This is a genomic window from Streptomyces sp. A1277 (assembly GCF_004795015.1).
GTDB lineage: Bacteria > Actinomycetota > Actinomycetes > Streptomycetales > Streptomycetaceae > Streptomyces.
In genome coordinates this window covers 185,875-200,680 of sequence record NZ_SSBI01000004.1, presented here as the reverse complement: position 1 = coordinate 200,680, position 14,806 = coordinate 185,875, and the positions used below count along the sequence as shown (strand labels likewise).

General features: G+C 74.2%; 16 protein-coding genes. 9 read left to right on the top strand and 7 right to left on the bottom strand.

Annotation, left to right across the window (positions count from 1 at the left end; all coding sequences use genetic code 11):
• Positions 1-3: 3 nt before the first annotated feature.
• Positions 4-732, top strand: a complete 729-nt coding sequence (locus tag E6R18_RS04745) for an ABC transporter ATP-binding protein (protein ID WP_136315555.1) — start codon at positions 4-6, stop codon at positions 730-732.
• A gap of 70 nt (positions 733-802) precedes the next feature.
• Here E6R18_RS04745 and E6R18_RS04740 read toward each other — a convergent pair whose 3' ends face one another.
• Entirely contained in the window at positions 803-2,020 is a 1,218-nt protein-coding gene (locus E6R18_RS04740; protein WP_136315554.1) for an FAD-dependent monooxygenase, read from the bottom strand.
• Between the two features lie 552 nt (positions 2,021-2,572).
• Between E6R18_RS04740 and E6R18_RS04735 the strand changes: the two genes are divergently transcribed.
• Genes E6R18_RS04735 through E6R18_RS04710 form a run of 6 tightly spaced genes read left to right on the top strand, consistent with a single transcriptional unit; the run spans position 2,573 to position 7,857 of the window.
• A complete protein-coding gene (locus E6R18_RS04735; protein ID WP_136315553.1) occupies positions 2,573-4,024 on the top strand; it encodes an ATP-binding protein in 1,452 nt (483 codons plus the stop codon).
• Between the two features lie 2 nt (positions 4,025-4,026).
• Positions 4,027-4,455 (top strand): roadblock/LC7 domain-containing protein, encoded by a 429-nt coding sequence (locus E6R18_RS04730; protein WP_136315552.1) that lies wholly within the window; start codon positions 4,027-4,029, stop codon positions 4,453-4,455.
• 23 nt (positions 4,456-4,478) lie between these two features.
• Positions 4,479-4,805, top strand: coding sequence for a DUF742 domain-containing protein (locus E6R18_RS04725; RefSeq protein ID WP_168712276.1), 327 nt, complete (start codon positions 4,479-4,481; stop codon positions 4,803-4,805).
• On the top strand, positions 4,783-5,409 hold the full coding sequence (locus E6R18_RS04720; RefSeq protein ID WP_168712274.1) for an ATP/GTP-binding protein: 627 nt from the start codon (positions 4,783-4,785) through the stop codon (positions 5,407-5,409). Before E6R18_RS04725 ends, E6R18_RS04720 begins: the two co-directional genes overlap by 23 nt.
• A complete protein-coding gene (locus E6R18_RS04715; RefSeq protein WP_136315550.1) occupies positions 5,406-6,617 on the top strand; it encodes a cytochrome P450 in 1,212 nt (403 codons plus the stop codon). Before E6R18_RS04720 ends, E6R18_RS04715 begins: the two co-directional genes overlap by 4 nt.
• Positions 6,618-6,627: 10 nt before the next feature.
• The gene (locus E6R18_RS04710) at positions 6,628-7,857 is read left to right on the top strand and encodes a cytochrome P450 (RefSeq protein ID WP_136315549.1); all 1,230 of its coding nucleotides are present in this window, start codon (positions 6,628-6,630) and stop codon (positions 7,855-7,857) included.
• 59 nt (positions 7,858-7,916) lie between these two features.
• Here E6R18_RS04710 and E6R18_RS04705 read toward each other — a convergent pair whose 3' ends face one another.
• Positions 7,917-8,141 (bottom strand): CDGSH iron-sulfur domain-containing protein, encoded by a 225-nt coding sequence (locus E6R18_RS04705; RefSeq protein ID WP_136315548.1) that lies wholly within the window; start codon positions 8,139-8,141, stop codon positions 7,917-7,919.
• Positions 8,125-8,811 carry a HemK2/MTQ2 family protein methyltransferase gene (locus tag E6R18_RS04700; protein WP_136315547.1) on the bottom strand — a complete coding sequence of 229 codons (687 nt, stop codon included), beginning with the start codon at positions 8,809-8,811 and terminating at the stop codon, positions 8,125-8,127. Before E6R18_RS04700 ends, E6R18_RS04705 begins: the two co-directional genes overlap by 17 nt.
• 258 nt (positions 8,812-9,069) lie before the next feature.
• Here E6R18_RS04700 and E6R18_RS04695 point away from each other — a divergent pair, with 258 nt between their 5' ends.
• Entirely contained in the window at positions 9,070-9,930 is an 861-nt protein-coding gene (locus E6R18_RS04695; protein WP_136315546.1) for an SDR family oxidoreductase, read from the top strand.
• A gap of 25 nt (positions 9,931-9,955) precedes the next feature.
• Here the strand turns inward: E6R18_RS04695 and E6R18_RS04690 are convergent, their stop codons facing one another.
• Together E6R18_RS04690 and E6R18_RS04685 are read right to left on the bottom strand one after the other, a co-directional pair.
• Positions 9,956-11,548, bottom strand: a complete 1,593-nt coding sequence (locus tag E6R18_RS04690) for an NAD(P)/FAD-dependent oxidoreductase (protein WP_136315545.1) — start codon at positions 11,546-11,548, stop codon at positions 9,956-9,958.
• Between the two features lie 42 nt (positions 11,549-11,590).
• Complete coding sequence (locus E6R18_RS04685; protein WP_136315544.1) at positions 11,591-12,046, bottom strand: SRPBCC family protein; 456 nt, start codon at positions 12,044-12,046, stop codon at positions 11,591-11,593.
• Positions 12,047-12,252: 206 nt separating this feature from the next.
• Between E6R18_RS04685 and E6R18_RS04680 the strand changes: the two genes are divergently transcribed.
• Positions 12,253-12,531: a metal-sensitive transcriptional regulator gene (locus tag E6R18_RS04680; RefSeq protein ID WP_018553589.1), complete on the top strand. Its 279-nt coding sequence runs from the start codon at positions 12,253-12,255 to the stop codon at positions 12,529-12,531.
• A 44-nt stretch (positions 12,532-12,575) separates the two neighbouring features.
• Here the strand turns inward: E6R18_RS04680 and E6R18_RS04675 are convergent, their stop codons facing one another.
• The gene (locus E6R18_RS04675) at positions 12,576-13,319 is read right to left on the bottom strand and encodes a sulfite exporter TauE/SafE family protein (protein WP_136315543.1); all 744 of its coding nucleotides are present in this window, start codon (positions 13,317-13,319) and stop codon (positions 12,576-12,578) included.
• A complete protein-coding gene (locus E6R18_RS04670; protein WP_136315542.1) occupies positions 13,316-14,755 on the bottom strand; it encodes a rhodanese-like domain-containing protein in 1,440 nt (479 codons plus the stop codon). The genes E6R18_RS04675 and E6R18_RS04670 overlap by 4 nt, the downstream gene beginning before the upstream one ends.
• Positions 14,756-14,806 lie beyond the last annotated feature (51 nt).

Genomic DNA, 14,806 nt, shown 5'->3' with positions numbered 1-14,806 from the left:
CCGATGCTCGAACTCACGGGCCTGACCGCGGGCTACCACGGCGGAACCGTCCTCCACGGCCTCGACCTGTCCGTACCCGCCGGCACGGTCCACGCCGTCGTCGGCCACAACGGCGCCGGCAAGACGACGCTCGTCCACACCGTCGCCGGTCTGATGCGCCCCGGCGCCGGCACCGTGCGGCTGCACGGCCGGGACGTGACGGGGCAGCCCGCCCACCGGATCGCCCGCGCCGGGATCGGTCTCGTCCCGCAGGGCCGCCGGGTCTTCGCCAACCTCAGCGTCGCCGAACACCTGCGGCTGTCCTACCGCCCGCCGCGCCGGGGCGACGCCACGCGCCCGAGCGTCTGGACGCCCGCCCGGGTGCTGGAGCTGCTGCCGCGGCTGGGCGAGCGCCGGGGCAACCGGGGTACGGACCTGTCCGGCGGCGAGCAGCAGATGCTGGCCCTGGCCCGCGCGCTGCTCGGTTCGCCGAGTGTGCTGCTGCTCGACGAGCCGACCGAGGGCCTGGCCCCGGCCCTGGTCCGCCAGGTCCACGAGCTGGTGACGACGCTGGCCGAGGAGGGCATCGCCGTCCTGCTGGTGTCGCCGAGCCCGGCCCAGGCCGCCGAGTGCGCGCACACGCTGACGGTGCTCACCTCGGGGCGGGTCGGGCTGCGGCTGGACGGGGCGGACGCCCGTACCGACCCCACCGCGCTGCACGCCGCGCTCGAACTCGCGCCTGCGGCGGCCTGACCGGCGCCGGGCGGCGCGAAGGGGGGCGGTGACCGGATTCCGGTGACCGCCCCCCTTCGCGTCCGGGGCTCTACTTGACCTTGAGGCTGTGGCCGCCGAAGCCGCTGCTGCGGTCGGAGCCGCTGTTCTGGTCCTGCCACCAGGCATCGAACTCCGGCTGGCCCATGGCGGACCAGTCCGGGGTGTTCTCGACCTGGGTGCTGCCCATCCGGCGGGCGAGCGCGACCATGGCGGAGCCGACCGCGCCCCGGCCGCTGTCGTACCGCTCCAGCACGTCCTTCCAGCTCTCCCCGGCGATCCAGGCGGCCTCCAGTGCGGTGGCGTCCTGGAGCGCCTTGACGCTGCCGGCGCCGACGTGCGGCCGGGCGACGCTGGCGGCGTCACCGACGAGCGCCATGCGCCCGGAGGTGTAGTGCGGGACCGCCAGGTCGTAGATGGGCTGGATGAAGGTGGTCTCGGCGGGCGTGCCGAGGACCTTGTCCGCCCAGAACGGCGGGAAGTGTGCGGCGACCAGGGCGCGCAGGTGGTCGGTGAGCTGCGAGTTGAGGCGGCCGGGCGGCAGGGAGGTGGGGGTGCGCAGGTCGGGGTGGAGGCCGTCGGTCTGCGGGGGCGCGGTGTAGAGCACCCAGTTGAGGCGGTGGCCGCCGGCGCCGTCCGGGATGCGGTAGATCATGCAGTGGCCGCCGGGGAAGACGATGTTGTGCGCGTCGAGGCCGTCCGAGGGCAGCCCTTCGACGTCCGCCGACGCACCGCGCCAGCCGATGTAGCCGGCGTACTCGGCGCTGACCCCGGGGAACATGGCCTCGCGGACCACGGAACGGTAGCCGTCGGCGCCGATGACGAGGTCGAAGTGTTCCTCGTGCCCGTCGGCGAGCCGCAGCGTCACCCCGTCGTCGCCCGGTTCCACGGCGGTGACGACGGCGCCGGAGCGGTAGTCGACGTCCTCGGGCACCCGGCGGCGCAGCTCGCTCCAGAGCGAGCCCCAGTTGTAGGCGCGGAAGGGGAAGGGCTGTTCGCCGAAGGACCGTCCCTTGGCGGCGTCGCCGTCGCGTACGCTCCACACCCGCCGGGTCAGCGGGGCCCAGGGCATCTCCGGGGCGACGTATCCGGCGTCCTTCAGCTCGTTGTAGCGGTCGCTCTGCAGGGCGATCCCGACGCCCCGGTCCCGGAGTTCGGCGTCGGCGCGTTCGAAGACGGTGACCTTGTCCGCTCCCGCGCGCGACGCGGCCAGGGCCGTGGCACACCCCGCTATGCTCCCGCCGACCACGGCGATGCTGCCTCCACGCATGTCTGGCTCTCCACTCACTTGATGTCCCGCCCACCGCCCGGCCGCTCTCCCGCCGGCGCGTCGGTTCGGAAGTACGCTTGCATTGGCGCTGGTTGGCCCGTCCCCGCGGTCCGGGCCCGCCACCGAATCCTAGCGAGGGGCCCGGGACGTGCGGCCCTCGCAGGTGGTTCCGCTCTTTTCCCCGCGCGATGGCCCGTCAGACCCGGTTTCCTCTGCGCTCCTTGGTCGTTTCGGATTAGGCTTCTGTCATGTCCCCCTCGCCGGTCAACCGCTCAGATCGCCCCCTCCCGGCCGGCTCCGGAGCCGGCCGCGACACGCTGCGAAGACGCCTCGCCGCTTCCGGCCGCAGCTGACCGAGCGCCTTCGGCGACACGTTCCCCTCCCCCAGGCGGCCCGTCCTGAGCGCCGCCAGATCCCGGAAGTCCGGGCACTACGGAGTACAGACACGATGCGACACGCCCCCGGCAGCGGGTGCTTCGGCCTCGGCGGCCCGCGGGCCGGCATGCCCGCCGGAGCCGCAGGAACCGTCCCCCTGATCCTCGCGAGGACCCGATGACCGAACTGATAGCGATCCTGCTCGTGTTGGCGGCCGGCGCCGGCGCGTCGCTCCACTTCCTGCGCCGGGCCCGCGCCGAGAAGCGGCGGGCGGACGAGCTCCAGCAGCAGCGCGAGCAGCTGGTCCAGCAGCTGCGGGCCGCCGAGCAGTTCGTCGCGTACATCGCACAGACCGTCGTCCAGGCGGCCGCGTCGGAGGCGCAGACCGGCCGCCCCTACCAGCTCGACCTGGCGGTCCCGCCGCAGCTGGCGCACACTCAGCTGGCCAACGGGCTCAGCGCGCTGGCCGGCCAGGTGCGCTCCGCCATAACCATGACGGGCCAGTTGGCGCAGAACGCCGCCGAGGAACAGCTCGCCCAGGTCTGGTCGGAGACGGAGCGTCAGGTCGCCCAGGTCCGTCAGGAGTCGGTGGACGTGGCGCGCGCGGCCGTCCGCGCCTTCGCCTCCAGCACGGTGCACCGCGCGGCGAAGCTGAGCAGCACGATCAGCGCCGGTGTGCGCCGCCACGTCTCGGACGAGGCGTACGCGACGCTGGTCGAATTGGACCACCTGGCCCAGCAGATGCTGCTCACCGCGTCCGGCTACGGCGTCCTGGCCGGTGACAAGCTGTCGCGGCGCTGGCCGGCCACCACGCTGACCGATGTCGTGCGCACCGCCATGGGCCGGGTCGAGGGCTACCAGCGCATCCAGCACACGGACCTGGAGTCCTTCGCGGTGCAGAGCCGTGCCGTGGAGGCGGTCGTCCACGCCCTGGCGGTGCTGCTGGACAACGCCCTGCGCTACTCGCCGCCGAACGCCCGGGTGCACGTCTCCCTGGAGCACGGGGCGAACGCGGCGTTCCTGGTGGTGGACGACGCCGGTCTGCGGATGGAGGACGAGCGGCTGACCTGGGCCCGGGAGGTGATGTCCGGCGAGCAGCGGAACGACATCACCCGGCTGGGCGCGTACCCGCAGACGGGGCTGCGCGTCGCCTCGGTCCTCGCCCACCAGTACGGCTTCCGGGTCGAGCTGACGGCGCCCAACCTGTACGGCGGCACCCGCGCGATCATCGTGCTCCCGCAGGCGCTGCTGACGACGCCCGGTCCGTCCCGGTCCGTCTCCGCGCAGACGCTTCCCGCGGCCCGTCCGTCCGCCGCCGTCCCGCCGGCCCCGCAGCCGTCCCTGCTGCCGGAGGCCCCGCCCATGTCCCGGCCCGAGCCCGAGCTCGTGCCTCTGCCGGCTCCGACGCCTGAGCCGGCCTCCGTGCCGGAGCCGGAGTCCCAGGCGGCGCAGACGACCACGGCCAGCGGGCTCACCGTCCGCCGGCGCGGCGGGCGGCCCGCCGCCGCCCGGTCCGGGCCCGAGCCGGTGGTGGAGCCGGGCAGGCCCGCGGTGGCCGCCGCGTGGATGGCGGGCAGCCGCCGCAGCCGGGACAACCAGAACACCCCTCGTACGGACGAAGGACGTTGATCATGTCGGACACGCACGCGAACACCTTGGGCTGGCTGCTGGACGAGCAGCTCGGATCGGTGGACGGCGTCCGGTACGCCGTGCTGATGAGCGGCGACGGTCTGCTCAAGGCGCGGACCCGCACCATCAGCCAGGAGGACGGCGAGAAGCTGGCCGCCCTGACCGCCTCGCTGCGCGCCTCGGGCCGCGCGTGGGACGAGTTCACCGGCGGGCAGGGCGTGCGCCAGCAGCTGATCGAGTCGGTGTCCACGATCGGTCTCACGACCGCGGCCGGGCAGCACACGATGCTCTCGGTGGTCACGACGGGCCCGCACGCCGACGTCGGCCTGATCAGCCACCACATGGCCCTGCTCGTCGTCCGCCTCGGCGAGCAGCTGGGGACGAAGGAACGCACACCGGTCCTCCAGCCGGACGGGGGCCCCCTCGCATGAGCGGACCACGGCACGACCCGGACATGGTCAGGCCCTACGTCCGCACGGGCGGGCGGGTCCGCCCGGACCGGGATGTACGCCTGGAGAGCGTGGTCGTCGCCGCCTCGGGCCCGGCCGGCGAGCTGGGGCCCGACGCGCGGCGGGTGATGAGCCTGTTCGCGGTGGGCCGGGGCGGCCTCGCCGTCGCCGACATCGCCGCCGCGCTGCAACTGCCGCCCTCCACCGTCCGGATCATCGTGTCCTCCCTGATGGACAGCGGCCACCTGGCCAGCCCGGCCCCGGCCGCCGACGACCAGCCACAAAACGACCTCCTGCAGAAGGTGCTTGATGGACTGCGAGAACTGGTCTGACTCACCGAACGGCGTCTCGTACGTTCCGTCCACGGTGACCCAGTCCGCCAAGATCTTGATCGCCGGCGGTTTCGGCGTGGGCAAGACGACCTTCATCGGCAGCGTCTCGGAGGTCAGGCCGCTGCGCATGGAGGAGCCGATCACCCAGGACAGCGCCGGGGTCGACGACCTGCGCGGCGTGCCGGACAAGACCACGACGACCGTGGGCATGGACTTCGGCCGCATCCACCTGGCCGGCGGCGCCCTGGCCCTGTACCTGTTCGGGCTGCCCGGGCAGGTCCGCTTCCAGCCCCTGTGGGAGGACCTGGCCCATGGGGCGCTGGGCTGCCTGGTCCTGGCCGACACCCGGGACCTGGACGCGAGCCACGGGGCGCTGGGGCTGCTGGAGGACCTGGCCATTCCGTACGCGGTCGCGATCAACGTCTTTCCCGGCGCCCCCGAGTACGGCCTCGCCGAGATCCGCGAGGCCCTGGCCCTGGACCCGGCGACACCGCTGACCACCTGCGACGCGCGGGACCGTACCTCCTGCGTGTACGCCCTGATCACGCTCACGAAATACCTCGCCTCGCACCGCGCGGCCCTCTCCCTGGAGCCCACGCCATGACCTCCCCCAGCAGCACCGTGCCGCCGGCCCCGGCGGGCCGGATCGCCCTGTACGAACCGGAGTTCGCCGCCGACCCGCACGCCGCCTACGAGCGGATGCGGGCGGCGTACGGGCCCCTGGTCCCCGTCGACCTGTCCCCGGGTGTCCCCGCCACGCTGGTGATCGGCTACTTCCAGGCGCGGCGCATCCTCAACGACCCGCTCTACTTCCCGCACGACCCGCGCGTCTGGCAGGAGCAGGTGCCGGCCTCGTGCCCGGTGCGGCCGATGATGGAGTGGCGGCCCAACGCCCTGCGCAGCAGCGGCACCGCCCACGCCCGCTACCGGGCGGCGAACACCACCGCCATCGACGCCGTCGACCAGCACGAGCTGCGGGCCCGGGTGGAGAAGCTGGCCGAGAGCGCCGTCGGGGACTTCATCACCGCGGGCAGCGCCGACCTGCTCACCCAGTACGCCTGGCCGATCGCCTTCCGCGTCCTGAGCTCCCTGCTCGGCTGCCCGGACGAAATCGGGGCGCGGATCGCCGACGGCATGTCGCGCGTCTTCGAGGCCACCGACGCCCAGCGGGGCAACGAGATCCTCGGCCAGGCCGTCGTCGACCTCGTGGCCCTGCGCCGGCGCCACCCGGCCGACGACATCACCTCCCGGCTCCTGGCCCACCAGGCGCAGCTGACCGACGAGGAGATGGGGCACCAGCTGGTCACCCTGTACGGGGCGGGCATCGAGCCGCTGACCAACCTCATCGCCAACACCCAGCTGAAGATCCTCACCGACGAGGAGTTCTCCGCCGGGCTGCACGCGGGGCACTCCACCGTGCGGGACGCGCTCGACACCGTCCTGTACACGGACCCGCCGCTGGCGAACTACTGCGTCACCTATCCGCCGTACCCGGCGGACATCGACGGCGTGCTCCTCCCGGCCCACCAGCCGGTCCTCGTCTCCATGTCCGCCTGCAACAACGACCCGGCCATCGCGCAGGCCCCGGGAGGCATCGCGGGCAACCGCGCCCACCTGGCCTGGAGCATCGGCCCGCACAGCTGCCCGGCCCGGTCCCACGCGTACCTCATCGCGGAGACCGCGGTCACCTATCTGCTCGACGCCCTGCCCGAGATGGACCTCGCCGTCCCGGAGGACGGACTGCGCTGGCGGCCGGGTCCGTTCCACCGCGCGCTGGAATCCCTTCCCATCGTCTTCACCGCCTCCCACTGAAGGAAGCCACATGTCCGAGCAGCAGATCCTCGTCCTCGACCCCGCCGGTGCCGACCGCCACGCGGAGTACCGGACCCTGCGCGAGCGCGGCCCCGCCACCCGCGTGGACGTCCTCGGGGTGACCGCGTGGTCCATCACGGACCCGGCCCTCCTCAAGGAGCTCCTGACCAGCTCGCAGGTCTCCAAGGACGCCCGCGCCCACTGGCCTGCCTTCGCCGAGACGGTGGCCACCTGGCCGCTCGCCCTGTGGGTCGCCGTGAACAACATGTTCACCGCGTACGGCGGCGACCACCGGCGGCTGCGCCGGATGGTCGCCCCCGCGTTCAGCGCCCGCCGCATCCAGGACCTGCGCATCTCCGTCGAGAAGGTCGTCTCCGAACTCCTCGACGGCCTCGACTCGCAGCCGGCCGGGGAGCCGGTGGACCTGCGCACGCACCTCGCCTACCCGCTGCCGATAGCGGTGATCGGCCGCCTCATGGGCGTCCCCGACGATCAGCTCGACGGCTTCCGTTCCGTGGTCGACGGCGTGTTCGACACCACCCTCACCGTCGAGCAGGCCACCGCCAACACGGCCGGTCTGTACGAGGCACTCAACCAGCTCATCGCCTCCAAGCGCGCCCAGCCCGGCGACGACATGACCTCCCTGCTGCTCGCCACCCGCGACGAGGAGGGCGACGGCGGCAGCCTCACCGACGAAGAGCTGCGCGACACGCTGCTCCTGATGATCTCCGCCGGTTACGACACCACCGTCAACGTCATCGACCAGGCCATCACCGCCCTGCTGACCCGCCCCGAGCAGCTCGCCCACCTGCGCGCCGGCCGCGCCGACTGGAACGACGTGGTCGAGGAGACCCTGCGCCACGAGCCCGCCGTCAAGCACATCCCCCTGCGCTACGCACTCTCCGACATACCCCTGCCGGACGGACAGACGATCGCCGAGGGCGAGGCGATCCTCGCCTCGTACGCCGCCGCCAACCGCCACCCCGACTGGCACGGCCCCACCGCCGACGACTTCGACCTCACCCGCCCCGCCAAGGACCACCTGGCCTTCGGCCACGGCGTGCACTTCTGCCTCGGCGCCCCGCTCGCCCGCCTGGAGATCGCCACCGCCCTCCAGCAGCTCTTCGCACGCTTCCCCGACATCGAACTCGCCGTCCCCGCCGCCGACCTGCTCCCCCTGCCCTCCCTGATCAGCAACGGCCACCAGACTCTCCCGGTCCGCCTCCGCCCTGCTCGCTGAGGACTACCGGCGACGGCCCGCACGGGGGTGGTGCGGGCCGTCGCACGTGCCGGTGCCGCTCAGCCGTCGCCCCGGCCGGCGCCCGGGGGCTTCGTGTGGCGCCGGTGGCTGGTGTCGCACCAGGGGTACATCCGGCTGCGGCGGCAGGTGCAGACGGCGACGACGAAGCGGTCGGACGCGGCGATCGTGCCGTCCTCCTGGACGATCTCCACCGGGCCCTCGACGAGCACCGGGCCGTTGCGCTCGACGGTCAGGCGACGGGGGCGGTCAGCTTCGTTGGGCACGGACGACCACCAGTTCCTCAGTGTTCTCATCGGGCCCGATCAGGCCCTGGGCGCGAAGCCAGGGCAGCCGCTCGGTCATGACCGGCCCGAACGGTACGAAGGCCCGGCTCGTCACCGCGCAGCGCAGGCCGCTCGCGGTCAGCCGGTCCAGCGTCTCCTCGACACCGCACAGACCCGAGTGGACGAGGAGCAGCACGCCGTTCGGCCGGAGCAGGCCGGGGGCGTGGGCGCAGATGCGGTCCAGGGACTCGCGGCCGCAGAGGCCGGCGTCCCAGGCGCGCTGGGGGCCGTGGCTGCGGGAGCGGCGTGCGTGGGGGGCCGGCACGTAGGGCGGGTTGCTCATCACCACGTCGAAGTGCTGGGCGGCGACGGGACCGGTGAGGTCGCCGCGCAGGATACGGACGCGGTGTCCGGCGCGGGCGGCGTTCAGGCGGGCGGTCATCACGGCCCGCAGGGAGATGTCGATGGCCGAGACCCGGGCCCCGCTCCGCGCGGCCAGCAGGGCGAGGGCGCCGCTTCCCGTGCAGATGTCGAGGACGTCCATGTCCGCGGTGAGTCCTTCGGCCTGGAGCGCCCGCGCCAGCAGGTGGGTGTCGGCCTGTGGCGCGTAGACCCCGGGGAGGGTCCACAGACTCCCCAGGTCGACGGGTGGTGCGGCGGCTGTCGTCATCCGAATCCTCCGTGAGGGTACGAACACGTGCGGGCAGGCGGGTACTCGTCGGCCGCCGGCGCGGGTTCACCCCATTCAGAGTGAACGGGGTCGCGGCCCGCCGCGACTCGAACGAACGGTCTCCGGCCTCGTGCCCCGCGTCCGCCGCCGCATGCGGGGCGGGCGGGCGGCGGCTCCCGCCGCGCACATCCGCGACCCGCGGGTCACCATGGCCGTTACGAGGGCGCCCCTGGCCCTCCCGCCCCGCGAAGGAGTCCCGTGACTGACCGCAAGCACCTGCTGAACGGCCGGACGGCCGTGGTGACGGGCGGGGCGCGCGGCCTCGGAAAGGCCGTGGCCCGGGAGCTGGCCGCCCGGGGCATGCGCGTGGCCCTGCTCGGTCTGGAGGAGGACGCGCTCGCCCGGGTGGCCGCCACGCTCCCCGCGCCGTCCGGGCACTGGCACGTCGATGTCACCGACGACGGGGCGATGGCCCGCGCCGCCGAGGAGGTACGCCGCCGTCTCGGCCCGGTGTCGGTCGTCGTCGCCAACGCGGGCGTCGCCGAGGGCGGCCCGTTCACGGACTCCGATCCGGCGAGCTGGCGGCGCGTGATCGAGGTCAATCTCGTCGGCAGCGCGGTCACCGCGCGGGTGTTCCTGCCGCAGCTGCTGGAGACCCGCGGCCATTACCTCCAGGTCGCCTCGCTGGCCTCCATCGGCGCCGCGCCGATGATGAGCGCGTACTGCGCCTCCAAGGCGGGCGTGGAGTCCCTTGCCCACTCCCTGCGGGCCGAGCTCGCCCCGCGCGGAGTCAGCGTGGGCATCGGGTACCTGAACTGGATCGACACCGACATGATCCGCGACGCCGACCAGCACCCCGTGCTCCGCGAGCTGCGGGCCCACATGCCGCCGCCCGCCCGCAAGACCTACCCCGCGCCGCATGTGGCCCGGCGCCTGGTGGCCGCGATCGAGCGGCGTGCCCCGTCGGTGTACGTCCCGGGGTGGCTGCACGGCGTACAGGCGGTACGGGCCGCGCTGCCGGGGGTGGTCGCCCTGGCGACCCGCAAGGAGCTGACCCGCTCGCAGTTCACGGCCACGGGCCTGCTCGGCGCGGGCGGCCGGGCCGCGGAGAAGAACTGACCGGCGCGCCGGCGGGGGCGGTGCCTCAGGGCTTCCGGCCGCGCGAGGCCCGGGGCACCGGGCGCAGGGTGCGCCGCAGCGCGGCACGAGCCGCGTTGGCGCCGGGGGCGCCGTGCACCCCGCCGCCCGGGTGCGCGGAGGCGGAGGCGAGGTACAGGCCCTTCACCGGGGTCTCGGGCCTGCCGGTGCCCGGGGTCGGGCGGAACAGCAGTTGCTGATGCGCGGCCGCGGTGCCGCCGTTGATCGCACCGCCGGGCAGGTTGGCGTCCATGGATTCGATGATGGGCGGGGCCAGGACGCGACGGGCGGTGATGCGGGAGCGGAAGCCCGGCGCCCAGCGCTCGACCTCCCGCTCCATGCGGTCGGCCATGGCTTCCTGCTCGCTCCGGTCCCAGCGCCCGGTCAGGCCGTCCTCCCCCGCGTCGCCCTTGATGCGGTGCGGGACGTGCGTGTACGCCCACGCGGCCTCGGTGCCGGCCGGTGAGCGGGTGGCGTCGGCGGTGGTCATCTGGCCGAAGAGGAGGAACGGGCGGTCGGGCACCCGGCCCGTGGCGATCTGCGCCGCGAACCGGGTGAGGCCGTCCACGCCCTCGGCCAGGTGCACGGTGCCCGCCGTGGTCGCCGCCCGCGCGGTCCACGGCACCGGGCCGTTCAGCGCCCAGTCGACCTTGAACGTCGCGAAGTCCCACTGGAACCGGCGCAGGTCGTCCAGGAGCCGGCCGGGCAGGTGCCGGGCGTCGACCAGCCCGCCGTAGAGCGCCGGCGCCGACACATCGGCGAGCACGGCACGGGACGCGGGGACGGCCTCGCCCTTCGCGGTGCGTACGCCGACGGCGCGTCCGCCGCGTACGACGATCTCGGTCACGCGCTCACCGCAGCGGACGACGCCGCCGTGCCGCTCCAGCCGCCGCACCAGTGCCGAGGTGAGGGCTCCCGCGCCGCCGACCGGCACCGGGAACCCGTAGGTCTGGCCGAGCATGGACATCAGCCAGCCGAAGCCGCCGCTGCCCGCCGCTTCGGGGCCGAGGTCGGCGTGCAGCGCGCTGCCCGCGAGCAGGAGCCTGGCCGCCTCGCCGCCGAACCGCTCCTCGCCGAGGCGGCGCACGGGCAGCAGCAGGGTCCGCGCCAGCCGGAGGCCGTCGGCCGCCCGGAGCCGGGCGGCGAGGCGGGCGGCGGAGCGTACCGGCGGGAACGGGGTGAACAGCGCGCCCAGCAGGTCGCGCCGCACCCGGTCCCAGGTGGCGCACAGCTCCAGCCAGGCCGCCCCGTCGCCCTCGGCGAACGCGTCGAGCCCGGCCGCCGTGTCGTGCGCACGCCCTTCGAGGACCGCGCACCGGCCGTCCGGCAGCGGGTGCGCCAGGACGCGGGGGGCACGCGACCAGCGCAGCCCCTCCGCCTGGAGGCCGAGGCCGCCGAGGACCGGGGAGGCCGCCGCGAGCGGGTAGAAGGAGCTGAACAGGTCGTTGACGTAGTCGGGGTGCACGCCGCGGTCGCTGCGGACCGCGCCGCCGGGCTCCGGCTGCGCCTCCAGCACCTCCACGCTCCACCCCGCCGCGGCCAGGAGGTTCGCCGCGACGAGACCGTTGGGTCCCGCGCCGATGACCACCGCGTCCGGCATCGATGCCTCCATCTCTTCGCAGCCGAAGGGTGACCGGCTCGGTCAGACCGCCTGGCGCGTGCCCTTCGGGGACGCCTCGACGGTCTTGGCCAGCCGGGCGAGCACGCTGCGGTGGCGCAGCTGGATCAGCGCGTCCACGGCGCCGTTGTGAAACTTCCCGGCCGGGCCGCGCAGGGGGTGCTCGTCCAGGGTGACCAGGGCGCTCTCGCCCCACTGGCGTACCTCCAGGGCGATCCGGGCGGTGCCGATCCAGCCGCTGTCGGCCTCCAGTTCCAGCACGTGCGGGGGCTCGCACCGCCGGACGTAGGTGGTCCCCTGCACGGACCACCGCCCCAGCCCGACGGTGTACGTGAGGCTGGAGCCGACCTCCGGCCAGGTGCCGTGCCGGGGACGCGAGTCCGAGGTCCCCACCACCCAGTCGCTGTAGAGCCTGTCGTCCGCGAGGACCTTCCAGACGTCCTCCACGGTGCGTTCGATCAGGCGGTGCCGTACAGCCATCGGTCCTCCAGCTCTCGTCGGTCGGGTTGGTCAGGACCGGCCGTCAGGGGTGACGACGGCGAAACCACGCCATCGGCCACCACCCTCACCCGGCGCCCAACGCCTCACAAGCGGGGGTACGCCGTACGGGGGCGCGCCGGATGTCAGACTCTTAGGGCCTCGAACGCGGTAGGATATACCCCTAGGGGTATGGCGAGGGAGGAACCGTGGAGCTCGACATGGCGGCCGATGAGCTGAAGTCGGTGCTCAACCGGCTGAAGCGGGCGCAGGGCCAGATCGCCGGGATCATCAGGATGATCGAGGAGGGCCGGGACTGCGAGGACGTGATCACGCAGCTGGCCGCGGTCTCCCGCGCCCTGGACCGGGCCGGTTTCGCCATCATCGCGACGGGTCTGCAGCACTGCATGGCCGACGGCGAGCAGCCGGTGGCGGACCGGAACCAGATGCGGGCCCGCCTGGAGAAGCTGTTCCTCTCCCTGGCCTGACCGCCCCGGTCGGATCAGGACGTCTCTTCGGCTGAACGCCGCAGTCAGATCAGCGCGTCGCCGAGCATGAAGGCGGCGACCGCGAGGAGTACGAGGGCGAACAGCCTCTGCAGCCCGCGTCCGGAGACCCGTTCCGCCAGCCGTCTGCCGTCCCATGCGCCGAGGATCGCGGCGCCGGCGAACGGCGCCGTCACCGCCCAGTCCATGCCCGCCGCACCACCGGAGCGGGTGACCAGGGACGTCAGCGAGTTGACCGTGATGACCAGCAGGCTGGTGCCGACGGCGGCCTGCATCTCGAAGGCCAGGGCGGTCACCAGCGCGGGTACGGCCAGGAATCCGCCGCCCACCCCAAGCAGCCCGGTCACCGCACCCAGCCCCGCCCCGGCTCCCCCGGCCCGCCACGGCCGCACCTCGCCCCGCTCCCGCTCGGGGGCCGGGCGCAGCATCTTCACGGCGGCGAGCGCGGCGACCGCCGCGAAGGCCGCCGTGAGCACCGCGTCCGGGAGCCGGGTGGCGGCCAGGCCGGCCACCGCGGCCGGGACGATGCCCGCCGCCGCGAACGCCGCCCCGGCCTTCCAGCGGACGTGTCCGGCGCGGGCGTGGGCGTACAGGGCGGTCGCGGAGGTGACGGTGACGATGAACAGGCTCGCGGTGGTCGCGGCGGCCGGGGTGAGGCCGAGCAGGTAGATGAGGGCCGGGATGGCCAGGACGCTGCCGCCCCCGCCCAGCGCGCCGAGTGCCAGGCCGACCACTGCCCCGCAGGCCAGGGCCAGGATCAGCACGCTCACGCCGCCGGACCGCCCCTGCCGGTACCGGAGCCGCCGCCCCTGCCGCCGCCGGTACCGGGGCGGTCGTCCGCGTCGCCTCCGGTCACGGTCAGGCCCGCGTGCCGGGCGGCCTCGAAGCCGTCGTCGACGGCGACGACCCGCCGGCCCTCCGCGTCGAGCAGGGACGCGGCGATCGCCGCCCGCATCCCGCCGGCACAGTGCACCCACACCACACCGTCCGGCACCTCGCCGGAGCGCTCGTGCAGTTCGTGCACGGGTATGTGCACGGAGTCCCGTACGTACCCGCCGGCGCGCTCGGAGTCGCGGCGCACGTCCAGCACCACGACGTCCTCGCCGCGCTCGCGGGCCCGCTTCAGGGCGGCGAAGTCGGTACGCGGGAAGGACCGCAGCTCGTCGCCCGCCCGCAGCCAGGAGTCCGGCGCACCGGTGGCGGCGGCGGCCGGGCGGTCGATGCCGACCCGGACCAGCTCCCGCTGCGCGTCCGCGAGCTGTTCGGCGGACGCGGCGAGCAGGGTCAGCGGCTTGCCCCAGGGGATCAGCCAGGCCAGATACGTGGCGAGCTTGCCCTCGCCCTCGAAGTTGAACGTCCCGGCCACATGCCCCCGGGCGAACGCGGTACGGTTGCGCAGGTCCACCACCCACTCGCCGGCGGCCAGGCGCTGCGCGATCTCCTCCGCGTCGGCGGCCTCCGGCGGCGTCAGGTCCACCGGCGGCGGCCCGCCCGCGTTGAGCGGGGCCATGTGCGCGTAGTACGCGGGCACGTCCTCAAGACCGGCGAGCATCCGCGCGACGAAGGTGTCGGCGTCCTGGGTCAGGGCGTCGTTGCCGGTCCGCTCCTCGCCGATGGTGGTGGCGTCGCCCTCGGTCTGCGCGGAGGAGCAGAAGCTCCCGAAGCCGTGGGTGGGGAGCACCCGGACGTCGTCGGGGAGTTCGGCGGCCAGCCGGTGGGCGGAGGCGTGCTGGGCCCGGGCCAGTCGCTCGGTCAGCCTCGGCTCGACCAGGTCGGGGCGCCCGACCGTACCGATGAGCAGCGAGCCGCCGGTGAACGCGGCGACCTCGCGCCCGTCCTCGGCCAGCACGTAGGAGGTGTGGTGCGGGGTGTGCCCGGGGGTGGCCAGCGCCCGCAGGCTCAGCCCGGCGTCGACGGTGATCCGGTCCCCGTCCGCGACGGGCACCCGCGCGAAGGAGACCCGGGCCGCGGCGGGCACCAGGTACCGGGCCCCGGTCAGCCGGGCCAGTTCGAGGCCGCCGGTGACGTAGTCGTTGTGTACATGGGTCTCCACCACGTGCCCGATCCGCACGCCCCGGGCGGCCGCCGCGGCGACGATCCGTTCCACGTCGCGCGGGGGATCGACGACGACGGCCGTCGCGCTCCCGCCGGCGAGGTAGCTGCGATTGCCCAGGCCCTCGGTCTCCAGGGTGTCCACGAAGAACACGGTCGACTCCCTCCATCGCTCTCTGCGCACTCCTGCCCGGGATTTACCCCC